Source organism: Pseudomonas sp. R43(2017) (genome assembly GCF_002112345.1).
GTDB classification, from domain to species: domain Bacteria; phylum Pseudomonadota; class Gammaproteobacteria; order Pseudomonadales; family Pseudomonadaceae; genus Aquipseudomonas; species Aquipseudomonas kribbensis.
The window spans coordinates 1-24,763 of record NZ_NEHJ01000010.1 but is presented as its reverse complement, the minus strand read 5'-3'; the positions used below and the strand labels follow the sequence as shown (position 1 = coordinate 24,763).

Annotated in this window: 20 protein-coding genes; 11 read left to right on the top strand and 9 right to left on the bottom strand. The window is 61.2% G+C overall.

Annotated elements, in window-relative coordinates; all coding sequences use genetic code 11:
- The first annotated feature begins 45 nt into the window (after nucleotides 1-45).
- The 3 genes from CAG02_RS25245 (at nucleotide 46) to CAG02_RS25235 (ending at nucleotide 4,243) form a co-directional block, all read left to right on the top strand.
- On the top strand, nucleotides 46-864 hold the full coding sequence (locus CAG02_RS25245; RefSeq protein WP_085711899.1) for a pyruvate, water dikinase regulatory protein: 819 nt from the start codon (nucleotides 46-48) through the stop codon (nucleotides 862-864).
- A 296-nt stretch (nucleotides 865-1,160) separates the two neighbouring features.
- The gene (locus tag CAG02_RS25240; protein ID WP_085711898.1) at nucleotides 1,161-2,906 is read left to right on the top strand and encodes an ABC transporter permease subunit; all 1,746 of its coding nucleotides are present in this window, start codon (nucleotides 1,161-1,163) and stop codon (nucleotides 2,904-2,906) included.
- A 14-nt stretch (nucleotides 2,907-2,920) separates the two neighbouring features.
- Complete coding sequence (locus CAG02_RS25235; RefSeq protein ID WP_085711897.1) at nucleotides 2,921-4,243, top strand: AAA-associated domain-containing protein; 1,323 nt, start codon at nucleotides 2,921-2,923, stop codon at nucleotides 4,241-4,243.
- A gap of 20 nt (nucleotides 4,244-4,263) precedes the next feature.
- On the opposite strand, the gene prpD is transcribed toward CAG02_RS25235, so the two are convergent.
- From prpD to CAG02_RS25205, 6 genes are all read right to left on the bottom strand, one after another.
- Nucleotides 4,264-5,748: a 2-methylcitrate dehydratase gene (gene prpD, locus CAG02_RS25230; RefSeq protein ID WP_085711896.1), complete on the bottom strand. Its 1,485-nt coding sequence runs from the start codon at nucleotides 5,746-5,748 to the stop codon at nucleotides 4,264-4,266.
- A 118-nt stretch (nucleotides 5,749-5,866) separates the two neighbouring features.
- Nucleotides 5,867-7,057 (bottom strand): 2-methylaconitate cis-trans isomerase PrpF, encoded by a 1,191-nt coding sequence (gene prpF, locus CAG02_RS25225; protein ID WP_085711895.1) that lies wholly within the window; start codon nucleotides 7,055-7,057, stop codon nucleotides 5,867-5,869.
- Between the two features lie 54 nt (nucleotides 7,058-7,111).
- Nucleotides 7,112-9,706, bottom strand: a complete 2,595-nt coding sequence (acnD, locus tag CAG02_RS25220) for a Fe/S-dependent 2-methylisocitrate dehydratase AcnD (protein WP_085711894.1) — start codon at nucleotides 9,704-9,706, stop codon at nucleotides 7,112-7,114.
- Nucleotides 9,707-9,908: 202 nt separating this feature from the next.
- Nucleotides 9,909-11,036, bottom strand: a complete 1,128-nt coding sequence (prpC, locus tag CAG02_RS25215; protein ID WP_085711893.1) for a 2-methylcitrate synthase — start codon at nucleotides 11,034-11,036, stop codon at nucleotides 9,909-9,911.
- A 43-nt stretch (nucleotides 11,037-11,079) separates the two neighbouring features.
- The gene (gene prpB / locus CAG02_RS25210) at nucleotides 11,080-11,970 is read right to left on the bottom strand and encodes a methylisocitrate lyase (protein ID WP_085711892.1); all 891 of its coding nucleotides are present in this window, start codon (nucleotides 11,968-11,970) and stop codon (nucleotides 11,080-11,082) included.
- Entirely contained in the window at nucleotides 11,967-12,689 is a 723-nt protein-coding gene (locus CAG02_RS25205) for a GntR family transcriptional regulator (RefSeq protein ID WP_169432611.1), read from the bottom strand. The genes prpB and CAG02_RS25205 overlap by 4 nt, the downstream gene beginning before the upstream one ends.
- Before the next feature lie 298 nt (nucleotides 12,690-12,987).
- Here CAG02_RS25205 and CAG02_RS25200 point away from each other — a divergent pair, with 298 nt between their 5' ends.
- From CAG02_RS25200 to pabB, 4 genes are all read left to right on the top strand, one after another.
- Nucleotides 12,988-13,524 (top strand): ATP-dependent zinc protease, encoded by a 537-nt coding sequence (locus tag CAG02_RS25200; RefSeq protein ID WP_085711891.1) that lies wholly within the window; start codon nucleotides 12,988-12,990, stop codon nucleotides 13,522-13,524.
- A gap of 5 nt (nucleotides 13,525-13,529) precedes the next feature.
- Nucleotides 13,530-15,065, top strand: coding sequence for an inactive transglutaminase family protein (locus CAG02_RS25195; protein WP_085711890.1), 1,536 nt, complete (start codon nucleotides 13,530-13,532; stop codon nucleotides 15,063-15,065).
- Nucleotides 15,065-16,051, top strand: coding sequence for an alpha-L-glutamate ligase-like protein (locus CAG02_RS25190; RefSeq protein WP_085711889.1), 987 nt, complete (start codon nucleotides 15,065-15,067; stop codon nucleotides 16,049-16,051). The genes CAG02_RS25195 and CAG02_RS25190 overlap by 1 nt, the downstream gene beginning before the upstream one ends.
- Before the next feature lie 108 nt (nucleotides 16,052-16,159).
- Nucleotides 16,160-17,503, top strand: a complete 1,344-nt coding sequence (pabB, locus tag CAG02_RS25185; protein WP_085711888.1) for an aminodeoxychorismate synthase component I — start codon at nucleotides 16,160-16,162, stop codon at nucleotides 17,501-17,503.
- Between the two features lie 41 nt (nucleotides 17,504-17,544).
- Here the strand turns inward: pabB and thrH are convergent, their stop codons facing one another.
- A complete protein-coding gene (gene thrH / locus CAG02_RS25180; protein ID WP_085711887.1) occupies nucleotides 17,545-18,162 on the bottom strand; it encodes a bifunctional phosphoserine phosphatase/homoserine phosphotransferase ThrH in 618 nt (205 codons plus the stop codon).
- Nucleotides 18,163-18,324: 162 nt separating this feature from the next.
- Here thrH and CAG02_RS25175 point away from each other — a divergent pair, with 162 nt between their 5' ends.
- The 3 genes from CAG02_RS25175 (at nucleotide 18,325) to CAG02_RS25160 (ending at nucleotide 21,966) form a co-directional block, all read left to right on the top strand.
- On the top strand, nucleotides 18,325-19,059 hold the full coding sequence (locus tag CAG02_RS25175; RefSeq protein WP_085711886.1) for a phosphoadenylyl-sulfate reductase: 735 nt from the start codon (nucleotides 18,325-18,327) through the stop codon (nucleotides 19,057-19,059).
- Nucleotides 19,060-19,638: 579 nt separating this feature from the next.
- Nucleotides 19,639-21,183: an NCS1 family nucleobase:cation symporter-1 gene (locus tag CAG02_RS25165; RefSeq protein ID WP_085711884.1), complete on the top strand. Its 1,545-nt coding sequence runs from the start codon at nucleotides 19,639-19,641 to the stop codon at nucleotides 21,181-21,183.
- 54 nt (nucleotides 21,184-21,237) lie between these two features.
- Nucleotides 21,238-21,966 carry an aspartate/glutamate racemase family protein gene (locus CAG02_RS25160; RefSeq protein WP_085711883.1) on the top strand — a complete coding sequence of 243 codons (729 nt, stop codon included), beginning with the start codon at nucleotides 21,238-21,240 and terminating at the stop codon, nucleotides 21,964-21,966.
- Here the strand turns inward: CAG02_RS25160 and CAG02_RS25155 are convergent.
- The gene (locus tag CAG02_RS25155) at nucleotides 21,935-22,876 is read right to left on the bottom strand and encodes a LysR family transcriptional regulator (protein WP_085711882.1); all 942 of its coding nucleotides are present in this window, start codon (nucleotides 22,874-22,876) and stop codon (nucleotides 21,935-21,937) included. The two genes, CAG02_RS25160 and CAG02_RS25155, sit on opposite strands and share 32 nt — an antisense overlap.
- Before the next feature lie 125 nt (nucleotides 22,877-23,001).
- Between CAG02_RS25155 and CAG02_RS25150 the strand changes: the two genes are divergently transcribed.
- The gene (locus CAG02_RS25150) at nucleotides 23,002-23,748 is read left to right on the top strand and encodes a 3-oxoacyl-ACP reductase family protein (protein ID WP_085711881.1); all 747 of its coding nucleotides are present in this window, start codon (nucleotides 23,002-23,004) and stop codon (nucleotides 23,746-23,748) included.
- A gap of 76 nt (nucleotides 23,749-23,824) precedes the next feature.
- On the opposite strand, the gene CAG02_RS25145 is transcribed toward CAG02_RS25150, so the two are convergent.
- The gene (locus CAG02_RS25145; protein WP_007960113.1) at nucleotides 23,825-24,520 is read right to left on the bottom strand and encodes an HAD-IA family hydrolase; all 696 of its coding nucleotides are present in this window, start codon (nucleotides 24,518-24,520) and stop codon (nucleotides 23,825-23,827) included.
- Nucleotides 24,521-24,763 lie beyond the last annotated feature (243 nt).

Sequence of the window (24,763 nt, the reverse complement as noted above, 5' to 3'; positions counted from 1 at the left end):
CTATCATATCCAGAAATACTCATTAGCTTAAGGCCCAAGGTGCAAATGAAACGATCTGCTTTCTTTATCTCCGATGGCACCGGCATTACTGCCGAAACCCTGGGTCAAAGCCTTCTGGCGCAGTTCGAAAACATTACCTTCACCAAACTCACGCGGCCCTACATCGACAACGCGGACAAAGCGCGGGCCATGGTACAACAAATCAACAAAGCCGCTGAAACCGATGGTTTCCGGCCGATTATCTTCGACACCATCGTCAATCAGGACATCCGTGAGATTCTCGCAACCTCCAATGGTTTCATGATCGACATTTTCTCGACGTTCCTCGCCCCGCTCGAACAGGAACTGACCGAGCATTCTTCCTACACCGTCGGCAAATCCCATTCGATCGGCCACAACTCCAACTACATGGAGCGGATCGAAGCGGTGAACTTCGCCCTCGACAACGACGACGGCGCGCGCACCCACTATTACGACAAGGCCGACCTGATACTAGTGGGCGTGTCGCGTTGTGGTAAGACGCCGACGTGTCTGTACATGGCGATGCAGTTCGGCATCCGCGCGGCCAACTACCCGCTGACCGAAGACGACATGGAACGCCTGCAATTGCCGGCCGCCCTGCGCGCCCACCAGCACAAGCTGTTCGGCCTGACCATCGATCCGGACCGCCTCACCGCGATCCGCAACGAACGCAAACCCAACAGCCGCTATTCGAGCTACGCCCAGTGCGAATTCGAAGTGCGCGAAGTGGAGAACCTGTTCCGCCGCGAAAACATCCCGCACATCAACTCCACGCATTTTTCCGTGGAAGAGATTTCGGCGAAGATCCTGGTGGAAAAAGGCGTGGAACGGCGCTTCAAGTAACCCCGACCCGGCCAACCTGTCCGCAGGCTGAATGAAGTTTCACAAGCCCGGCCCCGGGCCGTGTTTTTTACGCCTCTGTAACATTCCGAAATATACAATCCGCGCAAGTTGCGTATCCGGCCACAAACCGGATGCGCCAACCCTCTCGGCCCGTTGAATTCAGCGGGCCCGCAGCATCCAGCCTCCCCATTGAAGTCAAGGAATGAGCGTCCGTTCATTCCCGGGTGCGCCGTGCAGACTGAAGCTACGCTCAGACTGCCGCCACTCCATTCAGAGCACTGCAGGAATCACTGCTTATGAATAAAGTGTTCCGTCACTACATACCGGCCTCGACCCGACGCCTGCTGCCCAATCGCTGGGACTTGATCGCCATGCCGCTGGTGATCGGCTTCCTGCTGTTTTTCTCCATCGGCGCCCGGGAAACCTGGGCGCCGATCGGCACGCTGCAAAGTGAAGTGGTCTCGCTCGACCCCGCCAACCTGCCGGAATACGCCATGCGCACCACTTTGCGCATGCTCGCGGCGATGGTCGCGGCACTGGTGTTCACCCTGCTCTACGGCACGTTGGCCGCGAAAAGCCGCCGGGCCGAGAAACTGCTGGTGCCGGTGCTGGACATCCTGCAATCGGTGCCGGTGCTGGGTTACATCTCCTTCACCGTGACCTTCTTTCTGTTGCTGTTTCCCGGCCGGGTTCTGGGCGCGGAATTCGCCGCGATTTTTGCCATTTTCACCAGTCAGGCGTGGAACATGACGTTCAGCTTCTATCAGTCGCTGCGTATGCTGCCGGGGGATCTGGTGGAGGTGTCGACCAACCTGCAACTGTCCGGCTGGCAGAAATTCTGGAAGCTCGACGTGCCCTTCGCGATGCCCGGGCTGGTCTGGAACATGATGATGAGCATGTCCGGCGGCTGGTTTTTCGTGGTGGCCTCGGAAGCGATCACCGTCGGCGACCAGACCATCACCCTGCCCGGGATCGGCTCGTTCCTGGCCCTGGCCATCGCGCAAAAAGACATGCACGCCGTGGGCTACGTCATCCTGACGATGATCGTGGTCATCCTGATCTATGACCAGTTCCTGTTCCGCCCGCTGGTGGCCTGGGCCGACAAGTTCCGCATGGAAAACACCGCCTCGCAGACCGCTGCGCCGGAATCCTGGGTGCTGAATCTGATTCAGCGCACCCGGATGATCCAGCGCATTCTGCGCCCCATCAGCCGCGCCATCAGCCGCCTCGGCAACATGCGCCTGAATCTGCCGCGTTCGGCGCGCAAGGTCATGGCCTCGGAAAGTCCCGCCGCCACCAAGGCCATCGACTGGATCTGGGGCTCGTTTATCGCACTGCTGACTGCGTATGCGCTGTACCACATCGTGCTGTATGTCGGCACGGAAGTGACGTTCGCCGAGGTCGGGCACGTATTGCTGCTTGGGCTGTACACCCTGTTGCGGGTGGCCGGGTTGATCTTTATCGCCTCGCTGATCTGGGTGCCGCTGGGCGTGATGATCGGTCTGCGTCCGGCCCTGGCGGAAAAGATCCAGCCGCTGGCGCAGTTTCTCGCGGCGTTCCCGGCGAACCTGCTGTTCCCGGTGTTCGTCATCGTGATCCTGCGTTACCAGTTGAACCCGGATATCTGGCTGAGCCCGCTGATCGTGCTCGGGACGCAGTGGTACATCCTGTTCAACGTGATCGCCGGGGCCAGCGCCTTCCCCAATGACTTCAAGGAAGCCGCCGCCAACTTTCGCATTCGCGGCTGGCTGTGGTGGCGCAAGGTGATGCTACCGGGGATCTTCCCGTATTACGTGACCGGCGCCATCACCGCTTCGGGCGGCGCGTGGAACGCCAGCATCGTTTCCGAATTCGTTTCCTGGGGACAGGACAAGGTCGTCGCCCATGGCCTCGGCGCCTATATCGCGCAAACCACGGCCGCCGGCGACTTCCCGAAAATCACTCTCGGCGTGGTGGTCATGGCGTTCTTCGTCGTGGCCTTCAATCGCCTGGTCTGGCGACCGATGTACGCCATGGCCGAAAACAAACTTCGCCTGAACTGACGGGATTCGATGTGATGAATACCTATACCGAACACACTGGCGCCACACCCGAAATCTACTCGCTCACCGATGTGAACCGGGTGTTCGGCAAGGGCAAGGACGAGTTGCAAGTGCTCAGCGGGGTCAACCTGGCCCTGCACGAAGGCGAAATCGTCGGCATGCTTGGCCGCTCCGGCTCGGGCAAGTCCACCCTGCTGCGGATCATCGCGGGGCTGATCGAGCCCTCATCCGGGGAAGTCCTGTACAACGGCAAACCGCTGGACGGCCCGGCCGAAGGCGTGGCCATGGTGTTCCAGACGTTTGCCCTGTTCCCGTGGCTGACGGTACTGGAAAACGTCGAGGCCGGCCTGCAAGCCTTGCAGGTCGAACGCAAGGAAGCGCGCAAGCGTGCGCTGGCGGCCATCGACCTGATCGGCCTGGACGGATTCGAAAACGCCTACCCTCGCGAGCTGTCCGGCGGCATGCGCCAGCGCGTGGGTTTCGCTCGCGGGCTGGTGGTCAACCCGACGCTGCTGTTGATGGACGAACCTTTCTCGGCGCTGGACGTGCTGACCGCCGAAACCCTGAGAAACGATCTACTGGACCTGTGGAGCGGCAAGCAACTGCCGATCAAATCGATCCTGATCGTCACCCACAACATCGAAGAAGCGGTGCTGATGTGCGACCGCATTATGGTGCTGTCGTCCAACCCCGGACGGCTGGTGGCGGAAATCAAGGTGCCCTTCGCCCACCCACGCAATCGTCTGGACCCGGCGTTCCGGCAGATGGTCGATGACATCTACGCGCAGATGACCGACCGCCGCAGCGCCGACGCCAGCACCGGCAAACCCGAACTGAAAATCAGCAGCCCGTTGCAGGAAGTGTCCACCAACTTGATGGCGGGCCTGATCGAAACCCTTGCGGCCGAGCCCTACAACGGTCACGCCGGCCTGCCCACCGTGGCCGAGCGGCGTTTGCTGGAAGTGGACGACCTGTTCCCGGTGGCCGAGATGCTCGAATACCTGGGTTTCGCCGAACTCAAGGGCGCGGACATCACCCTGACCGACGCCGGCAAGCTGTTCGCTGACTACGGCACCCAGGAACGCAAGACTCTGTTTGCCGAACACCTGATCCGCTACATTCCGCTGGCCGCGCGGATCCGCCAGGTCCTGCTGGAACGCAATGGCCACCGGGCGCCACGGGTGCGTTTCGAGCAGGAACTGGAAGACTCGCTGACCGAAGCCTTCGTCGAGAAAAACCTGGAAATCGTGATTGCCTGGGGTCGCTATGCGGAGATTTTCTCCTACGACGACCACACCGAAACGTTCAGCCTGGAGGATGTCGAGGGCAGCCTGTAGCCCTCGACAATCCCGGCGTTTCAGATCACGAACAAGTCGACAAAACGGTTCACCGGCGTTGCCGCAAGCCGCGCCTGATCCTTGCACAGCGCAAGGATCTCGGCGCTGCGCTGACCGGTGAAACGCGTGGCCAGGTTCGCCCTGAACTTGTCCTCCAGCAACGGAATGCCCTCGGCCCGGCGCCGGCGGTGACCGATCGGGTACTCCACCACCACGTTTTCGGTGCTGGAACCGTCCTTGAAAAACACCTGCACCGCGTTGGCAATCGAGCGCTTGTCGGCTTCCAGGTATTCACGGGTAAAACGCGGCTCTTCGACGATGACCATTTTTTCGCGCAGCACATCGATGAGCGGATGGGCCGCGTGGAAGTCATCTTCGTACTGCTCGGCCACCAGATTGCCGAACGCCAGCGGCACGGCGGTCATGTACTGGATGCAGTGGTCGCGGTCGGCGGCGTTGGCCAACGGGCCGACCTTGGAAATGATGCGGATCGCCGATTCGTGGGTGGTGATGACGATGCGGTCGATCTCATGCAGACGATTGCGCACCTGCGGGTGCAGGATCACGGCGGCTTCGCAGGCGGTTTGCGCGTGGAATTCGGCAGGGAAGCTGATTTTGAACAGCACGTTTTCCATCACGTAACTGCCGAAGGATCGCGAGAAGCTGAAGGCGCGTTTGCCTTCAGGCTTGAGCGCCAGATCGTTGTTGGTGTGGCTGAACAGCACGTCGTAGAAGCCCCACTGCTTTGCCGTCAACACGCCGGGAATGCCCATTTCGCCGCGCATCGCGATATCTGCCAGACGCACCCCGCGGCTCGACGCATCCCCTGCCGCCCAGGATTTGCGCGAACCGGCATTCGGCGCATGCCGGTAAGTGCGCAGCGCCTGACCATCGGCAAACGCGTGTGACAACGCCGAGAGCAGTTGCTCGCGATTGGCGCCCATGAGCCTGGCAACAACGGCTGTCGAAGCGACTTTCACCAGAATCACATGGTCGAGGCCTACCCGGTTGAAGGAGTTTTCCAGTGCAATCACACCCTGAATCTCGTGGGCCATGATCATCGCTTCAAGCACATCGCGTACCGTCAGCGGCGCCTCGCCATTGGCCAGACGTTTTTGCGACAGGTGATCGGCCACCGCGAGAATCCCGCCGAGGTTGTCCGACGGATGCCCCCATTCGGCGGCGAGCCAGGTGTCGTTGTAGTCGAGCCAACGCACGATGCAGCCGATGTCCCACGCGGCTTTGACCGGATCCAGGCGATAGGACGTGCCGGGGACTCGCGCGCCGAATGGGACGACAGTGCCCTCTACAATCGGGCCAAGGTGCTTGGTGCACTCGGGGAAACGCAGGGCCAGCAGGCCGCAGCCCAAAGTATCCATCAGGCAGTTGCGGGCGGTGTCGAGGGCTTCGGCGGATTCAATTTTGTAGGTGAGGACGTAATCGGCGATGTTCTGCAGGACATCGTCGTAGTCGGGGCGGTTGTTCAGGTCGACGTTGGCGCTCATGTTCGATTCACTCTTCAAAGTGGTTCGTTGATGGGACCTCGGTTCAGGGCTAATTTTTCTTGTTATTGAAATACGCAAAGCGCCGAGAGCGATCAGGCTCGCTCTCGGCGACTGTTCGTCAGAACGAATCTCCAGGCACGCGGACGTAACCTTCCATCAATACCCGCGCACTGCGGCTCATGATCGCTTTCTTCACAACCCACTCACCGTTTTCCAGACTGGCCTCAGCCCCGACGCGCAACGTCCCGGACGGATGCCCGAAGCGCACGGCATTGCGTTCAACACCACCGGCCGCGAGGTTCACCAAAGTGCCGGAAATCGCCGCAGCCGTACCAATCGCCACCGCCGCCGTGCCCATCATCGCGTGGTGCAGCTTGCCCATCGACAACGCCCGCACCAGCAGATCTACATCCCCGGCGGCAATCGCCTTGCCACTGGACGCCACGTAATCCGCAGGTTTGGCCACGAAAGCCACTTTCGGCGTGTGCTGACGCTTGGCCGCTTCGTCAATGTTGGAAATCAGCCCCATGCGCAGCGCACCGTAGGCGCGGATGGTCTCGAACATCTGCAAGGCTTTCGGATCGCTGTTGATCGCGCTCTGCAATTCGGTGCCGGTGTAACCGATGTCTTCGGCGTTGACGAAGATCGTCGGGATACCCGCGTTGATCATGGTCGCCTTGAACGTGCCGACACCCGGCACTTCCAGTTCGTCGACCAGATTGCCGGTGGGGAACATCGAACCACCGCCGCCCTCTTCTTCCGCCGCCGGGTCCATGAATTCGACCTGCACTTCGGCGGCCGGGAAGGTCACGCCGTCGAGCTCAAAATCACCGGTTTCCTGAACTTCGCCGTTGGTGATCGGCACGTGGGCAATGATCGTTTTACCGATGTTGGCCTGCCACACGCGAACCACCGCCACACCGTTGTGCGGAATGCGGCTGGCGTCCACCAGGCCGTTGCTGATGGCGAACGATCCGACCGCCGCTGACAGGTTGCCGCAGTTGCCACTCCAGTCCACGAACGGCTTGTCGATGGACACCTGACCGAACAGGTAATCGACGTCGTGATCGGCCTTGATGCTTTTCGACAGGATCACGGTTTTGCTGGTGCTGGAGGTGGCGCCGCCCATGCCGTCGATCTGTTTGTCGTACGGGTCGGGACTGCCGATTACCCGCAGCAACAGCGCATCGCGGGTCGGGCCGGGAATTTGCGCCGCTTCAGGCAGATCTTTCAGGCTGAAGAACACGCCTTTGCTGGTGCCGCCACGCATGTAGGTGGCGGGGATTTTTATTTGCGGTGCGTGAGCCATGGTGCTCCTTAACGAAGACATGGGACTTGAAGTCCCATGCCCACATCAGTTGATTTAAACGGCAACCGCCGACTCTTCGAGGAAGTCCTGAGCGAAGCGTTGCAGCACGCCGCCGGCCTCGTAGATCGACACTTCTTCGGCGGTGTCGAGGCGGCAGGTCACCGGCACGTCGACGCGTTCGCCGTTCTTGCGATGGATCACCAGCGTCAGGTCGGCACGTGGCGTGCGGGCGCCGATCACGTCGTAGGTTTCGCTGCCGTCGATGCCCAGTGTTTTACGGTCGGTGCCCGGTTTGAATTCCAGCGGCAACACGCCCATGCCCACCAGGTTGGTGCGGTGGATGCGCTCGAAACCTTCGGCGGCAATCGCTTCCACACCCGCCAGACGCACGCCCTTGGCCGCCCAGTCCCGGGACGAACCCTGGCCATAGTCGGCGCCGGCGATGATGATCAGCGGCTGCTTGCGTTCCATGTAGGTTTCGATGGCTTCCCACATGCGCATCACTTGGCCTTCCGGCTCGACACGGGCCAGCGAGCCCTGCTTGACCTTGCCGTTTTCCACGACCATTTCGTTGAACAGCTTCGGGTTGGCAAACGTTGCGCGCTGGGCGGTCAGGTGGTCGCCACGGTGGGTCGCGTAAGAGTTGAAGTCCTCTTCCGGCAGGCCCATTTTCGCCAGGTATTCACCGGCGGCGCTGTCGAGCATGATCGCGTTCGACGGCGACAGGTGATCGGTGGTGATGTTGTCCGGCAGCACCGCCAGCGGGCGCATGCCCTTGAGCGGACGCGCCCCGGCCAGCGCGCCTTCCCAGTACGGCGGACGGCGAATGTAGGTGCTCATTTCGCGCCAGTCGTACAGCGGCGTGACTTTCGGACCGGTGTCTTCATGGATGGCGAACATCGGGATGTAGACCTGACGGAACTGCTCCGGCTTCACCGACGACTTCACCACCGCGTCGATTTCTTCGTCGCTCGGCCAGATGTCCTTCAGGCGGATTTCCTTGCCGTCGACCACACCGAGCACGTCTTTTTCGATGTCGAAACGGATGGTGCCGGCAATCGCGTAGGCCACCACCAGCGGCGGCGAAGCGAGGAATGCCTGCTTGGCGTACGGGTGAATCCGGCCGTCGAAGTTGCGGTTGCCGGACAGCACAGCGGTGGCGTACAGATCGCGGTCGATGATCTCTTGCTGGATCACCGGATCCAGCGCGCCGGACATGCCGTTGCAAGTGGTGCAGGCAAACGCGACGACGCCGAAACCGAGTTGCTCCAGCTCCGTGGTCAGCCCCGCTTCATCGAGGTACAGCGCCACGGTTTTCGAGCCCGGCGCCAGCGACGACTTGACCCAAGGCTTGCGGGTCAGGCCGAGCTTGTTGGCGTTGCGCGCCAGCAGGCCGGCGGCGATCACGTTGCGCGGGTTGCTGGTGTTGGTGCAACTGGTGATGGCGGCGATGATCACGGCGCCGTCGGGCATCTGGCCGGGCACGTCTTCCCATTTCCCGGAGATGCCTTTGGCCGCCAGATCCGACACCGCCACACGGGCGTGCGGGTTGCTCGGGCCGGCCATGTTGCGCACCACCGAAGACAGATCGAAGGTCAGGCCGCGCTCGTACTGCGCACCTTTCAGGCTGTCGGCCCACAGGCCGATCTGCTTGGCGTACTGCTCGACGAGCTGCACTTGCTGGTCTTCACGACCGGTGAGTTTCAGGTAATCGATGGTCTGCTGGTCGATGTAGAACATCGCGGCAGTAGCGCCGTATTCCGGGGCCATGTTGGAGATGGTCGCGCGGTCGCCGAGGGTCAGCGCGGAGGCACCTTCGCCGAAGAACTCCAGCCATGCGCCGACCACTTTCTGTTTGCGCAGGTATTCGGTCAGCGCCAGCACCATGTCGGTGGCGGTGATGCCCGGTTGCAGCTTGCCGGTCAGTTCGACGCCGACGCTTTCCGGCAGGCGCATCCACGACGCGCGGCCGAGCATCACGCTCTCGGCTTCAAGTCCACCGACGCCGATAGCGATGACGCCCAGTGCATCGACGTGCGGGGTGTGGCTGTCGGTGCCGACGCAGGTATCCGGGAATGCAACGCCGTCGCGCACCTGGATCACCGGAGACATTTTCTCCAGGTTGATCTGGTGCATGATGCCGTTGCCCGGCGGGATCACGTCGACGTTCTTGAACGCCTTCTTGGTCCAGTTGATGAAGTGGAAACGGTCTTCGTTGCGACGGTCTTCGATGGCGCGGTTCTTCTCGAACGCCTGCTTGTCAAAACCGCCCGCCTCGACTGCCAGCGAGTGGTCGACGATCAGTTGCGTCGGCACCACCGGGTTGACCTGCGCCGGGTCGCCGCCCTGTTGGGCAATCGCGTCGCGCAGGCCAGCCAGGTCCACCAACGCGGTCTGGCCGAGAATGTCGTGGCACACCACACGGGCCGGGAACCACGGGAAGTCGAGGTCACGTTTGCGCTCGATCAGTTGTTTCAGGGAATCGGTGAGCGTGGCCGGGTCGCAGCGACGCACGAGGTTTTCCGCCAGCACGCGAGAGGTGTACGGCAGGGTGTCGTAGCTGCCGGGCTGGATCGCATCGACAGCCGCACGGACGTCGAAAAAGTCCAGCGGTGTGCCGGGCAGGTTCTTGCGAAATTCTGTGTTCATCGGTCAGGACTCGGTCACGGTGATAACAAAAAGGTGGGGCCTGGCACAGGTCTCAAGATTCACACAGCCCCTTGTGGGAGCGAGCTTGCTCGCGAAAGCGGACTGACATTCAACACTGATGTCGACTGATGTACCGCAATCGCGAGCAAGCTCGCTCCCACAGGGTGTATCGGTGTTCTCAAGCTCCAGGTCAGCCCACCATTCAGCGACGTTCGATTGGCACGAACTTGCGCTGTTCGACGCCGACATACTCGGCGCTTGGACGGATGATGCGGTTGTTGGCGCGCTGTTCGAACACGTGCGCCGCCCAGCCGGTCAGGCGCGAGCAGACGAAGATCGGGGTGAACAGCTTGGTCGGGATGCCCATGAAGTGGTACGCCGAGGCATGGTAGAAGTCGGCGTTGGGGAACAGTTTCTTTTGCTCCCACATGGTCTTGTCGATGGCTTCGGAAACCGCGAACAACACTTTATCGCCCACTTCGTCGGCGAGTTTCTTCGACCAGCCCTTGATCACCTCGTTGCGCGGATCGCTGTCCTTATAGATCGCGTGGCCGAAGCCCATGATCTTGTCCTTGCGCTCGAGCATGCCGAGGGTGCCCTTGATCGCCTCTTCCGGCGACGAGAAGCGCTCGATCATTTCCATCGCTGCTTCGTTGGCGCCGCCGTGCAGCGGGCCGCGCAGCGAGCCGATGGCTGCCGTGACGCAGGAATACAGGTCGGACAGGGTCGATGCGCACACCCGGGCGGTGAAGGTCGAGGCGTTGAACTCGTGCTCGGCGTAGAGGATCAACGAAACGTTCATCACTTTGACGTGCAGTTCGCTAGGCTTCTTGTCGTGCAGCAGGTGCAGGAAATGGCCACCGATGGACGGCTCGTCGCTCACGCAATTGATGCGTTTGCCGTCGTGGCTGAAGCGATACCAGTAGCACATGATCGCCGGGAACGCGGCCAGCAGGCGGTCGGTCTTGTCGCGTTGCTCGGAGAAGTCTTTCTCCGGTTCGATGTTGCCCAGGAACGAGCAACCGGTGCGCATCACGTCCATCGGGTGGGCGTCGGCAGGGATGCGTTCCAGCACTTCTTTCAACGCTTGCGGCAAATCGCGCAGCTTGCTCAGTTTGCCTTGATACTCGGCGAGCTGGGCCTTGGTCGGCAGCTCTCCGTAGAGCAGCAGGTACGCGACTTCTTCAAACTGTGCGTCTGCCGCCAGTTCGCGCACGTCGTAGCCGCGATAGGTCAGCCCGGCGCCGGCCTGGCCCACGGTGGACAGTGCGGTTTGCCCGGCAACCTGGCCCCGGAGCCCGGCGCCACTGAGTACTTTTGCTTCGGCCATTGTTGTCTCCAATCTTGAATTTGTTAGGGAGTACGGTTGCGGCTTACTTCTTCGCCGCAAACAACGCGTCGAGCTTCTGCTCGAAGGTGTGGTAATCGATGCGATCGTAGAGCTCCATGCGAGTCTGCATGGTGTCGATGACATTCTGCTGGGTGCCGTCGCGGCGGATCGCGGTGTAGACGTTTTCTGCAGCCTTGTTCATCGCGCGGAACGCCGACAGCGGGTAGAGCACCAGCGACACGTCGGCACCAGCCAGCTGCTCGGTGGTGTACAGCGGCGTCGAGCCGAACTCGGTGATGTTGGCCAGGATCGGCGCTTTCACGCGGTTGGCGAACAGCTTGTACATCTCAAGTTCGGTGATGGCTTCCGGGAAGATCATGTCGGCACCGGCCTCGATGCACGCGGCGGCGCGATCCAGTGCCGACTCCAGGCCTTCAACGGCCAGTGCGTCGGTGCGGGCCATGATCACAAAGCTGTCGTCGGTACGGGCATCGACGGCAGCCTTGATGCGGTCGACCATTTCCTGCTGGGTGACGATCTCTTTGTTCGGACGGTGACCACAGCGCTTGGCACCGACCTGGTCTTCGATGTGAATCGCCGCGGCGCCGAACTTGATCATCGACTTCACAGTGCGGGCCACGTTGAACGCCGAGGCGCCGAAACCGGTGTCCACGTCCACCAGCAGCGGCAGGTCGCAGACGTCGGTGATGCGGCGCACGTCGGTCAGCACGTCATCCAGACCGGTGATGCCCAGGTCCGGCACGCCGAGGGAGCCGGCAGCCACCCCGCCACCGGACAGGTAGATCGCCTTGAAACCGGCGCGCTTGGCCAGCAGCGCGTGGTTGGCGTTGATCGCGCCGACCACTTGCAACGGATGTTCGCTGGCGACCGCATCGCGGAAACGCTGGCCTGGAGTGCTCTTGTTGGAACTCATGACTCACCTCGTTCAGTGGCTGTCTTATTGTCGGCGCCGTCCTGGTAATGACGGGCGATGTTGCGTTTCGAGGCGCCGATGTGGCGGCGCATCAACAATTCCGCGAGCTCGCCGTCACGGTCGGCGATGGCATCGAGAATCCGGTGGTGTTCGGCAAAGGCCTGGCGCGGGCGGTTGGGCGTGGTGGAAAACTGGATGCGGTACATGCGCACCAGTTGATACAGCTCGCCGCAGAGCATCTGGGTCAGGGTGCGGTTGCCGCTGCCCTGGATGATCCGGTAGTGAAAGTCGAAATCGCCTTCCTGCTGGTAGTAGCCGACGCCGGCCTGAAACGCCGCATCGCGCTCGTGGGTTTCCAGCACCCGGCGCAGTTCGTCGATTTCTTCGACGCTCATGCGTTCGGCCGCCAGACGGCAGGCCATGCCTTCGAGGGATTCGCGGATTTCGTAGAGTTCGAGCAGTTCGGCATGGCTCAACGAGACCACCCGCGCGCCGACATGTGGCACGCGCACCAGCAGGCGTTGGCCTTCCAGACGATGAATCGCCTCGCGCAGCGGCCCGCGACTGATGCCATAAGTGCGCGCCAGTTCCGGCTCGGAGATCTTGCTGCCCGGGGCGATTTCGCCTTTGACGATGGCGGCCTGGATACGCCGGAAGACGTTTTCGGACAGGGTTTCCGAATCGTCGCCGCTGATGACCGGGGGATCGAGTTGATCCAGCATATTGTCGACACCTTTAAATCCAATGCGGCAAAAACTAGCGAATCAGCCTGCGCCAGTCAAAGGATAAATGGATATTGTCGACAATCGTCTAATAACGCCCGATATCAGCCCCAAGGGTTATAGACCCGCTCGGGCGCTGGCGCCATAAAACCACCGTGCTAGAATGCCGCCCGCATTTGCCAGTCACTTGCACGGCTTGTCATAAAAAGCTGATAGGCACACGAAGGCGCGCGCAGACAGGATCTCCTGATGCCGTGGCCCTGAACCGAGAACGGACCGCTGCTCGCCAGGATTTATGAGAATCAAGCCCTTCCCCACCTTTTTCTATCTGTTTTGCCTGCCCAGCCTCGCTGTGGCGGGGGAAAAGACTGTGTACGGCCTCAACGAGTACGCCGCCCTCGACGGGATCAACCTGGAAGTGGCGGCGAAACTCGACACCGGGGCCAAGACCGCCTCCCTGAGCGCCCGCGACATCAAACGCTTCAAGCGCAACGGTGAATCCTGGGTGCGTTTCTACCTGGCCATCGACGCTGCGCACTCGCACCCGATCGAACGGCCGCTGGCCCGGGTCAGCAAGATCAAGCGCCGCGCCGGCGACTACGACCCGGAAGAAGGCAAGAAGTACACCGCACGCCCGGTGATCGAGCTGGATATCTGCATGGGTTCGGCAATGCGCAGTATCGAAGTGAACCTGACCGACCGCAGTGCGTTCCAATACCCGCTTTTGATCGGCTCCGAGGCGCTGAAACGCTTCGATGCGCTGGTCGATCCCAGTCTTAAATACGCTGCCGGCAAACCCGCCTGCGCCATCGCCGCTCATACCGCCGAGTAATTTCCATGCGTTCTCTAACCTTCCACCTGAAAATCCTGATCACCATCCTGGTGCTCCTGGGCGTTTCGGTTACGGCCTATCAGATTTTCGTGCTCGGCATCCCGGTGACCGAAGACGCCACCGACGACTTGTGGAACATCGACGCCAAGGTCGAGTTCGTCGCCAGCACCAAGGATCCGGTGAAGATCCAGATGTTCGTGCCGCCCCTGAGCCGCGATTACGTCAGCCTCAATGAGAGCTTCATCTCCAACAACTATGGCGTGGCGGTCAACCGTGTCGACGGCAACCGCAAGGTCACCTGGTCGGCGCGCCGGGCCAAGGGCAACCAGACCCTTTATTACCGTCTGGTGCTGACCAAGCGTTACACCGCCGAGAAAACCAAGGTCAAAGGCCCGACCTTCCGCGACAGCATGGCCATCGAAGGCCCGGAAAAAATCGCCGCCGAAGCCCTGCTCGCGCCGATCCGCCAGCACTCGGCCGACGTCGAAACCTTCATCGGCGAGGCGATCAAACGTGTCAACAACACCAACGACGACAACGTGAAACTGCTGCTGGCCGGTGATCCGTCGACGGCCCACAAGGCAAAAATCGTTGAACTGCTGTTGTCCATCGCCCACGTTCCTGTCGAGAAAGTCCACACCATCCGCCTCGTCGCCGATCAGCCGCAAACCCCTGAACTGTGGCTGCGCAGCTTCAACGGCAACGACTGGCTGTACTTCAACCCGGAAACCGGCGAACAAGGCCTGCCGACCGACCGCCTGCTGTGGTGGACCGGCGATGAAAACCTGATCACCGTCGACGGCGCGAAGAAAGCCAACGTGACCTTCAGCCTGAACAACAGCGAGATGAACGCAATTCGTCTGGCCAAACTGACCGACGAAAACACCGACGCCAACTTCCTCGAATACTCGCTGTACGGCCTGCCGCTGCAGACCCAGCAGACGTTCATGATCATGGTAATGATCCCGATCGGCGTGCTGGTGATCCTGATCCTGCGCAATCTGGTCGGCCTGCAGACCCTCGGCACATTCACTCCGGTGCTGATCGCCCTGGCCTTCCGCGAGACGCAACTGGGCTTCGGCATCCTGCTGTTTACCGTGATCACCGCGCTTGGACTGTCGCTGCGCTCGTATCTGGAACATCTGAAGCTGCAAATGCTGCCGCGACTGTCGGTGGTGTTGACCTTCGTGGTGGTGCTGATCGCGGCGATCAGTCTGTTCAGTCATAAGCTCGGTCTGGAACGCGGCCTGTCGGTGGCGCTGTTCCCGATGGTGATTCTGACCATGACCATCGAACGCCTGTCGATCACCTGGGAAGAACGCGGCGCCAGCCATGCCTTGAAAGTGGCAATCGGCACGCTGTTCGCGGCGTCCCTGGCGCACCTGATCATGACCGTGCCGGAGCTGGTGTACTTCGTGTTCACCTTCCCGGCGATCCTGCTGATTCTGGTGGGCTTCATGCTGGCCATGGGTCGCTATCGCGGTTATCGCCTGACCGAACTGGTGCGCTTCAAGGCCTTCCTGAAGAAGGCTGACGCCTGATGTTCGGTTTCTGGAAGACCTGGAAGGCCCTGGAAGCCCGGGGCATCATGGGCATCAATCGGCGTAACGCGGACTACGTGCTCAAGTACAACAAGCGCAGTCTGTACCCGATCGTCGACGACAAGATCATCACCAAGGAGCGCGCGATCAAGGCCGGCATTCATGTGCCGGAACTGTATGGCGTGATCTCCACGGAGAAGGAAATCGACAAGCTCGACGAGATCATCGGCGGGCGCAACGACTTCGTGATCAAGCCGGCCCAGGGCGCCGGCGGTGACGGCATCATCGTCATCGCCGACCGTTTCGAGGGTCGCTATCGCACGGTGTCGGGCAAGATCCTCACCCACGAAGAGCTGGAGCACCATATCTCCAGCATCCTCACCGGTCTGTATTCGCTCGGTGGCCACCGCGACCGGGCGCTGATCGAATACCGGGTGACCCCGGACCAGATCTTCAAGAGCATCAGCTACGAAGGCGTGCCGGACATCCGCATCATCGTGCTGATGGGCTACCCGGTGATGGCCATGCTGCGCCTGCCGACCCGGCAGTCCGGCGGCAAGGCCAACCTGCACCAGGGCGCCATCGGCGTCGGTGTCGACCTGGCGACCGGCCTGACCCTGCGCGGTACCTGGCTGAACAACATCATCGCCAAACACCCGGACACCACCAACGCGGTGGACGGCGTGCAACTGCCCTACTGGGACGGTTTCATGAGGCTCGCCGCCGGTTGCTATGAGCTGTGCGGCCTGGGCTACATCGGCGTGGACATGGTGCTGGACCAGGAGAAAGGCCCGCTGATTCTGGAACTCAATGCGCGGCCGGGGCTGAATATCCAGATTGCCAATGACTGCGGGCTGACGGCACGGACCCATGCGGTGGAAGCGCATCTGGAGGATCTCAAGACCCGCGGTGTGACTGAAACGGTTGAAGAGCGGGTGGCGTTTGCTCAGGAACTGTTCGGGCACATTCCGGTGGTCGAGGGCTGAGTCGCGTTACCGGCCTCCGATCTGCCAATCCCCGACATCCCCTCTAGGAGCAATTCCCCGAGGGGACTACAATCCCCACCCCGCCTCGATGGCCGATCTGCCCCGCCCATGCTGACCTGCTCCGTACACCCGCTACCCTACCGCGCCAACCCCGCCGACTATTTCGCGGCAATCCGCCATGCGCCCGGCGCCGTGCTGCTCGACAGCGGCCGGCCGAATGCCGACCGTGGCCGTTATGACCTTCTCAGTGCGTGGCCGCTGGAACAACTGGCGGTGTTGCCGGATGAGCGCGGCGACGATTTCCTGCAACGTCTGCGGGACAATCTGGCGCGCCTCGGCGAGGCACAGTTGTCTTCGGAATACGAGCTGCCGTTCGCCGGTGGCCTGATCGGTTACCTGAGTTACGACTTCGGCCGGCATCTGGAAAACCTGCCGAGCCAGGCGCTGGACGATCTGCAACTGCCGGATGCGCGATTCGGCCTGTATGACTGGGCATTGATCAGCGATCACCAGAAAGCGACCAGCCAACTGGTGTTTCACCCGTCGGTAAGCGACAGCGAAAAACAACGGCTGATCGATCTGTTCAGCCAACCGGTGGCCGCCAAGCTGACGCCCTTCAAACTGAACACGCCGATGACCGCCGACCTGTCGGCCGACGACTATCGCCAGGCCCTCGAACGCATTCATCAATACATCCAGGCGGGCGACTGCTATCAGGTGAACTTCGCCCAGCGTTTCCGCGCGCCGTGTGAAGGTGACCCATGGCTGGCTTACTGTGCGTTGCGCGAGGCCTGCCCGACGCCGTTTTCCGGGTTCCAGAGCTTGCCCGACGGCAACGCGGTGCTGAGTCTCTCGCCCGAGCGCTTTGTCAAAGTCAGCCAACGCCAGGTGGAAACCCGCCCGATCAAAGGCACCCGCCCCCGTGGCGCGACACCGGCCGAAGACGCCGCCAACGCCGCCGAACTGCTGGCCAGCCCCAAGGACCGCGCCGAGAACCTGATGATCGTCGACCTGCTGCGCAACGATCTCGGTCGCACCTGCCGCATCGGCTCGGTGCGGGTGCCGGAGCTGTTCAGCCTGGAAAGTTATCCGAACGTGCATCACCTGGTCAGCAGCGTGACCGGTGAGCTGGCGGAGGATCGCGATGCCCTGGACCTGATCGCCGGCAGCTTCCCCGGCGGCTCGATCACCGGCGCACCGAAGATTCGTGCGATGCAGATCATCGACGAACTGGAACCGACCCGACGCGGTTTGTATTGCGGCTCGTTGCTGTATCTGGACGTGCGTGGCGAGATGGACAGCTCCATCGCGATTCGCAGTCTGCTGGTGAAGGATGGGCAGGTGTGTTGCTGGGGTGGTGGCGGGATCGTCGCCGATTCGGATTGGGAGGCGGAGTATCAGGAGTCGATTACCAAAGTCAAAGTACTGCTCGAAACCCTGCAGAACCTCTGACGAGTGTGGCGAGGGCGGTTGCGCCCTCGCCACAGCATGACTTACAGGCTCAAATCGCGGTTCGAAGCCTTGAGAAACTCCTGCTTCAACTCGCCAAAGCTGTGCACCGCCGGAAACTGCGGGAACTCGCGGATCACGTTATCCGGCGCATGGAACAGAATCCCCGCATCCGCCTCGCCCAGCATGCTGGTGTCGTTGTAGGAATCACCTGCGGCAATCACCCGGTAATACAGGCTCTTGAACGCCAGGACCGACTGACGTTTCGGATCTTTCTGACGCAACTGATAGCCGGTAACCCGCCCGCTGTCGTCAGTAATCAGACGGTGGCAGAGCAAGGTCGGAAAGCCCAGCTGACGCATCAGCGGCTGGGAAAACTCATAGAACGTATCCGACAGAATCACCACCTGAAACCGCTCGCGCAGCCAGCTGACGAACTCCACCGCGCCGTCCAGCGGCTTGAGGGTGGCGATCACTTCCTGAATATCCGAAAGCTTCAGGCCATGCTCGTCGAGGATGCGCAGGCGCTGCTTCATCAGCACGTCGTAATCGGGAATGTCCCGGGTGGTGGCCTTGAGCGATTCGATTCCGGTTTTTTCGGCGAAGGCGATCCAGATTTCCGGGACCAGCACTCCTTCAAGGTCAAGACAGGCAATTTCCACAGGACACTCCGTTTGTAATGTTTATTGAGTCGAGCGAGCCCGAACTCTAGCGGCTCGACCTGGACCGTGCAACGCAGAGGCCGCCCCGGCGGGCGTTGCTTTTTGTTAACATCGCCGCCATATAGAGCGCCAAGCGCCACCGACCTGTAGGAAGCCGCCCTGATGAGCCCAACGTTCGACGTCGTGGAACTCGCCACGACCTATGCCAACAAATCCGCCCAGGACATCCTCAAACTCGCGTTCGCCGAGTTCGGCGATGACCTGTGGATATCTTTCAGCGGCGCCGAGGATGTGGTGCTGGTGGACATGGCCTGGAAGCTGAACAAGAACGTCAAAGTGTTCAGTCTCGACACCGGTCGTCTGCACCCGGAAACCTACCGATTCATCGATCAGGTGCGCGAGCACTACAAGATCGACATCGAGCTGGTCTCGCCGGACTACACGAAACTTGAACCGTTCGTGAAGGAAAAGGGCCTGTTCAGTTTCTACAAGGACGGCCATGGCGAATGCTGCGGCATCCGCAAGATCGAGCCGCTGCGCCGCAAACTGTCCGGCGTCAAAGCCTGGGCCACCGGCCAGCGCCGCGACCAGAGCCCGGGCACCCGCAGCGCGGTTGCGGTGATGGAAATCGACAGCGCGTTCTCCACCCCGGAACGCACGCTGTACAAGTTCAACCCGCTGGCGCAGATGACCAGCGAGGAAATCTGGGGCTACATCCGCATGCTGGAGCTGCCGTACAACAGCCTGCATGAGCGCGGTTTCATCAGTATCGGCTGCGAACCGTGCACCCGCCCTGTCCTACCGAACCAGCACGAGCGCGAAGGCCGCTGGTGGTGGGAAGAAGCGACCCAGAAAGAATGCGGGTTGCACGCCGGGAATATCATCAGCAAGGCCTAAGTCTCTGCCCCAATGATGTCCCCCTGTGGGAGCGGGCTTGCTCGCGAAAGCGGTCTGTCAGTCACTGGATCTGTTGACTGGAAGGACGCCTTCGCGAGCAAGCCCGCTCCCACATCTGCTTTGTTATGCCATGAGAAAACGTGTACACAGGATTGTCACCATCGGTGCCATTTATGTGTGCACTTTTCATTTCCGCGCCCTGAAAAGTTACATCCCGCTGCCAAAGCGATCCCTTCCGGCGTCCGCCAAAATCCCTTCCGAAAAATAAATACCTGTTCGAACGGTCAATTTATATCGCCTGAATTTCAGTGACTTGGCGCCATTCAATAACTTTTCGAAATCAGTGGTGGTTTTCATAGATCGCTGACTGGCACAGATCTGGCTTAAGTGCATACATGTTTTGTATACAAAACCGCAAAACATGAACCCACACTTTCGATCCGCAAGCCTGAAGCGCCCTATCCCGTACAGGCTGCAGATGCCCCGTAACCAGTGATGTTTCAGCGTCGCGACGAAGATCTGCCGAGCCCGAGCGCTCATGCACAGTCATCGCGGCCCGAACATCAGGAGCCTGCCGGAATGCGTACGAGTCTTTCGAACAACAACATCGCGCTGAATCTGCCCTCCTCCTCAACCCTCGATCACACCGCGCCCGGTGACGGCATCGCCGAACCGCTGCAATTGAGTCCGCGTCTGCACAACAGTGACCTCGCACCGACCAAGGTCGAAGGACGGCGCTGGGGCAAATACAGCATCTTTGCCCTGTGGACCAACGATGTGCACAACATCGCCAACTATTCGTTTGCCATCGGTCTTTACGCCCTGGGTCTGGGCGGCTGGCAGATTCTGCTGTCGCTGGGGATCGGCGCGGCGCTGGTGTACTTCTTCATGAACCTGTCCGGCTACATGGGACAGAAGACCGGAGTGCCGTTTCCGGTGATCAGCCGGATCAGTTTCGGCATTCACGGGGCGCAGATTCCTGCGTTGATCCGGGCGGTGATCGCCATCGCCTGGTTCGGGATTCAGACGTACCTGGCGTCGGTGGTATTTCGCGTACTGCTCACGGCGATCCATCCCGGATTCGCCGACTACGACCACAACTCGATCCTCGGCCTGTCGAGTCTGGGTTGGGTGTGTTTCGTGGCGATCTGGTTCGTACAACTGGGGATTCTGGCCTACGGCATGGAAATGGTCCGCCGCTACGAAGCCTTCGCCGGTCCGGTGATTCTGCTGACCGTCGCCTGCCTAGCTGCGTGGATGTACACCCAGGCCGACGCGACCATTGCCTGGTCGATCCGCGAACCGCTGACCGGCGGCGAGATGTGGCGCAACATCTTTGCCGGCGGCGCCTTGTGGCTGGCGATCTACGGCACGCTGATCCTCAACTTCTGCGACTTCGCCCGTTCTTCGCCGTGCCGCAAAACCATCAAGATCGGAAATTTCTGGGGCTTGCCGGTGAATATTCTGGTGTTCGCCGGGATCACCGTCCTGCTGTGCGGTGCGCAATTTCAGATCAACGGGCGGATCATCGAGAGCCCGACCGAAATCATCGCGTCGATCCCCAATACGTTCTTTCTGGTGCTCGGCTGCCTGGCGTTCCTGATCGTCACCGTGGCGGTGAACATCATGGCCAACTTCGTTGCACCGGCCTTTGTACTGAGCAACCTGGCGCCGAAGTACCTGACGTTCCGCCGTGCGGGGCTGATCAGCGCAACGATTGCGGTGCTGATCCTGCCGTGGAACCTCTACAACAGCCCGCTGGTGATCGTGTATTTCCTGTCCGGCCTCGGTGCCCTGCTCGGCCCGTTGTACGGCGTGATCATGGTCGACTACTGGCTGATCCGCAAAGGCCGGATCCATGTACCGCAGCTATATAGCGAAGACCCGAACGGCGCGTATTTCTACAGCCGCGGGGTCAATCTGCGGGCGGTGGCGGCGTTCATTCCGGCCGCGCTGATCGCCATCGTCCTGGCGCTGGTGCCGGGCTTCCACAGCGTTTCGCCGTTCTCCTGGCTGATCGGTGCCGGCATTGCCGGGATGCTTTACCTGATCGTCGCCAAACGCCAGCCGCACTACGCCGACGTGGACGGCGAAGCCATCGCCGTCGACAACGTCAGCCACTGAATCTTTTGGCGGCCCTTCGCGGGGCCGCAGAACCAACCGTAATAAGGACTTCCCATGCGTATTCTCGTGGTCAACGTCAACACCACCGAATCCATCACCCAGGCCATCGCCCGTTCGGCGCAGGCTGTGGCCTCCCCCGGCACCGAAATTGTCGGTCTGACGCCGTACTTCGGCGCCGATTCAGTCGAAGGCAATTTCGAAAGTTATCTGGCGGCCATCGCCGTGATGGACCGGGTGATGTCCTACGACCAGCCGTTCGACGCAGTAATCCAGGCCGGCTACGGCGAACACGGTCGCGAAGGTTTGCAGGAATTGCTCAACGTGCCGGTGGTGGACATCACCGATGCGGCGGCCAGCACTGCGATGTTCCTCGGCCATGCCTATTCGGTGGTCACCACACTGGATCGCACCGTGCCGTTGATCGAGGATCGGCTGAAACTCTCGGGCCTGTGGGACCGCTGCGCCTCGGTGCGGGCCAGCGGCCTGGCGGTTCTGGAGCTGGAACACGAACCTCAGCGGGCGCTGGAGGCGATCGTGCACCAGGCCGAACTGGCCGTGACTCAGGATAAAGCCGAAGTGATCTGCCTCGGTTGCGGCGGCATGGCCGGGCTCGATGAGAAGATCCGTCAGCGTACCGGGGTGCCAGTGATCGATGGCGTCACCGCTGCCGTGACCATCGCCGAGTCGCTGGTGCGCCTGGGGCTGTCGACGTCCAAGGTGCGGACGTATGCGACCCCACGGCCGAAGACCATCATCGGCTGGCCAGCACGTTTTGCGCGTTGAAGCGCTCTGCGAGCCCCTGGGTTGAAAACTGTTCGATGATGAAATCGACGAACGCCCGGGTCTTGCCCGGCAGCAGTTTGTGCTCGGCGTAATAGATGGAGATGTTGCCGTCGTCGACGTACCAGTCAGGCAAGACCCGCTGTAACGTTCCCGCCTCCAGATAACCGACAGCGAACGGCATGCTCACCAACGCAATCCCCAGCCCCTGCGCCGCCGTGGCGCAGGCGGCTTCGGAATCGCTCATGGTCATTCGCGCCGTGAGGGTCAGCGGGCTGTGTTGCTGTGTGCGATGGGTCAACTGCCAGGAACGCACGCGTCCGGTCTGCGGTGAGCGGATCAGGATGCCCTCGTGCAGCTTGAGGTCGTCCGGTTCGCTGATCGGCGCGTGTCGATCCAGATAATCCGCAGAGGCTACCAGCACCCGATGCGCCGGCGTCAGCCTGCGCGCGACCACCCCTTGGGGCAGTTCGAAGCCGCCACCAATCGCTGCATCAAAACCCTGGCCGATCAGATCGACCTGTCGGTTATCGAAGTGCCAGTCCGGGTTGATCGCCGGAAACCTTTTCAGAAACTCACCCAATAACGGCACGATGTACAAGCGGCCGAACACCGTGCCCATGCTGACTTTAAGCGTACCCGCTGGTTGACCGCCGGCGCTGGCCAGATTGCTCACGGCATTCTGGATGGTGGTCAGGCTGCCGCTGACCTCACTCAGAAACAATTGCCCCGCTTCCGTCAGGGTCAACCGACGGGTGCTACGCTGGAACAGCCTCACGCCGAGGCGCGCTTCCAGTTTCGCCACGCTTTTGCCCACGGCGGCCGGTGTCAGGCTCAGGCGTCGCGCGGCCTCGGCAAAGCTGCCGACTTCGGCGCTACGCACGAAGCATTCGATACTGCTGAAGGTTTCCATGGCCGCCATTCCAAACTTTTGGTTTACACAGACTATAGCAACCACGGTCTACTCGCCCGGTGGCGAGGGGCAGATACTCGACACCACACCAAGGCAGCCTGCCTTGAAATTTCTGGAGATCGAACATGACCACTCAACACCTCAGCGGTAAAGTCGCTCTGATTCAAGGCGGCTCTCGCGGCATCGGTGCCGCCATCGTCAAGCGCCTGGCCGCCGAAGGCGCCGCGGTTGCCTTCACCTACGTCAGCTCCGCCGCCAAGGCTGAGGAATTGCAAAACAGCATCACCGCGAGCGGCGGCAAAGCCCTGGCGATCAAGGCCGACAGCGCCGATGCCGGCGCCATCCGCAACGCCGTGAACGCGACCGTCGAAACCTTTGGCCGCCTCGACATTCTGGTCAACAACGCCGGTGTGTTGGCCGTCGCCCCGCTGGAAGACTTCAAACTGGAAGACTTCGACCAGACTCTGGCAATTAACGTGCGCAGTGTGTTCATCGCCAGTCAGGAAGCCGCCAGACACATGGGCGAAGGTTCGCGCATCATCAACATCGGCAGCACCAACGCCGACCGCATGCCCTTCGCCGGTGGCGGCGTGTATGCGATGAGCAAATCCGCGCTGGTGGGCCTGACCAAAGGCCTGGCCCGCGACCTCGGCCCACGGGGCATCACCATCAACAACGTGCAGCCTGGCCCGGTGGACACCGACATGAACCCGGCCCACGGCGACTTTGCCGAAAGCCTGATTCCGCTGATGGCGGTCGGTCGTTACGGCAAAGCCGAGGAAATCGCCAGCTTCGTCGCCTACCTCGCAGGCCCGGAGGCCGGTTACATCACCGGTGCCAGCCTGAGCATCGACGGTGGTTTCGGCGCCTGATTGATCAGATTGCCGATAACGAAAAACGCCGCCCCTCCTTTAACAGAGGGGCGGCGTTTTTATGTTTGCGGTTTGATCAGGCCCAGTCCAGCGCCGGCAAACCACAGGCACTCGGCGTGAACGCTTTCAACGTACGAAGAATCCCGTCGGCGTGTGCGTATTTTTCATCGGCCATGGCCGCATCGGGAATCGCGATGGCGGTCATGCCAGCTGCTTTCGCGGCTGTCACGCCGAACGGTGAATCCTCGAACACCAGACAATCTTCCGGCGCTACACCGAGGCGGCGCGCGGCGGTGAGGAAAATGTCCGGCGCCGGTTTGGCCGCACCGACTTCCGGGTCGTCAGCCGTGACGATGAAGTCGAACAACGCAAACCAGTCACGGTGCAAGGTGGTTTTCTGACCGAACGACTGGCGCGACGAACTGGTGCCGACGGCAATCGGAATGTTGTGCGCCTTGAGGTGACGGATCAGTTCCTCGGCACCCGGCATCGCTTGCGCGGTGGGAAAACGCTCGCGCATCAGCGGCTCGCGGATCACCAGGAACTCTTCGGCGGTGATCGGCAGATCCAGCGCTTCGACCACATAACGGGCCAGATCGCCGGCGCCACGCCCGATGATGTTTTGCTTGATGCTCCAGTCGAAGGTGCGCCCGTAACGCTCGGCAATCAGCGAGGTGACCTCGGTGTAGATGCCCTCGGTGTCCAGCAGCAAACCGTCCATATCGAAAATCACGGCCTTGATCGGGCCGAACGCCTTCAGCGGTGCATTCATCATCGGATCCGTTATCAAAAACATCCCAGGCGGCATCGGGTACCGCTGCTCGGATCTGATTAAAGGGTTCAGCAGCATAACGATCGCGGCCAAGGTTGAGCAACGGGCAATGTCGGTTGTCCGCCGAATCGCATTTAGAGAATTGCCCTACAGACATCGCCTACTTGCCTGACTTCTTTCCTGTTTGATCCCCCGCAAAGTTTCGCGCCATCCCCTTGATGCGCGCGAGTGACTGCGAATGCT

Excerpts from the sequence above, each read along its gene's own strand:
- CAG02_RS25245 (WP_085711899.1), top strand. The coding sequence starts at position 46 with ATGAAACGATCTGCTTTCTTTATCTCCGATGGCACCGGCATTACTGCC.
- CAG02_RS25240 (WP_085711898.1), top strand. The coding sequence starts at position 1,161 with ATGAATAAAGTGTTCCGTCACTACATACCGGCCTCGACCCGACGCCTG.
- CAG02_RS25235 (WP_085711897.1), top strand. The coding sequence starts at position 2,921 with ATGAATACCTATACCGAACACACTGGCGCCACACCCGAAATCTACTCG.
- prpD (WP_085711896.1), bottom strand. The coding sequence starts at position 5,748 with ATGAGCGCCAACGTCGACCTGAACAACCGCCCCGACTACGACGATGTC.
- prpF (WP_085711895.1), bottom strand. The coding sequence starts at position 7,057 with ATGGCTCACGCACCGCAAATAAAAATCCCCGCCACCTACATGCGTGGC.
- acnD (WP_085711894.1), bottom strand. The coding sequence starts at position 9,706 with ATGAACACAGAATTTCGCAAGAACCTGCCCGGCACACCGCTGGACTTT.
- prpC (WP_085711893.1), bottom strand. The coding sequence starts at position 11,036 with ATGGCCGAAGCAAAAGTACTCAGTGGCGCCGGGCTCCGGGGCCAGGTT.
- prpB (WP_085711892.1), bottom strand. The coding sequence starts at position 11,970 with ATGAGTTCCAACAAGAGCACTCCAGGCCAGCGTTTCCGCGATGCGGTC.
- CAG02_RS25200 (WP_085711891.1), top strand. The coding sequence starts at position 12,988 with ATGAGAATCAAGCCCTTCCCCACCTTTTTCTATCTGTTTTGCCTGCCC.
- CAG02_RS25195 (WP_085711890.1), top strand. The coding sequence starts at position 13,530 with ATGCGTTCTCTAACCTTCCACCTGAAAATCCTGATCACCATCCTGGTG.
- CAG02_RS25190 (WP_085711889.1), top strand. The coding sequence starts at position 15,065 with ATGTTCGGTTTCTGGAAGACCTGGAAGGCCCTGGAAGCCCGGGGCATC.
- pabB (WP_085711888.1), top strand. The coding sequence starts at position 16,160 with ATGCTGACCTGCTCCGTACACCCGCTACCCTACCGCGCCAACCCCGCC.
- CAG02_RS25175 (WP_085711886.1), top strand. The coding sequence starts at position 18,325 with ATGAGCCCAACGTTCGACGTCGTGGAACTCGCCACGACCTATGCCAAC.
- CAG02_RS25165 (WP_085711884.1), top strand. The coding sequence starts at position 19,639 with ATGCGTACGAGTCTTTCGAACAACAACATCGCGCTGAATCTGCCCTCC.
- CAG02_RS25160 (WP_085711883.1), top strand. The coding sequence starts at position 21,238 with ATGCGTATTCTCGTGGTCAACGTCAACACCACCGAATCCATCACCCAG.
- CAG02_RS25155 (WP_085711882.1), bottom strand. The coding sequence starts at position 22,876 with ATGGAAACCTTCAGCAGTATCGAATGCTTCGTGCGTAGCGCCGAAGTC.
- CAG02_RS25150 (WP_085711881.1), top strand. The coding sequence starts at position 23,002 with ATGACCACTCAACACCTCAGCGGTAAAGTCGCTCTGATTCAAGGCGGC.
- CAG02_RS25145 (WP_007960113.1), bottom strand. The coding sequence starts at position 24,520 with ATGAATGCACCGCTGAAGGCGTTCGGCCCGATCAAGGCCGTGATTTTC.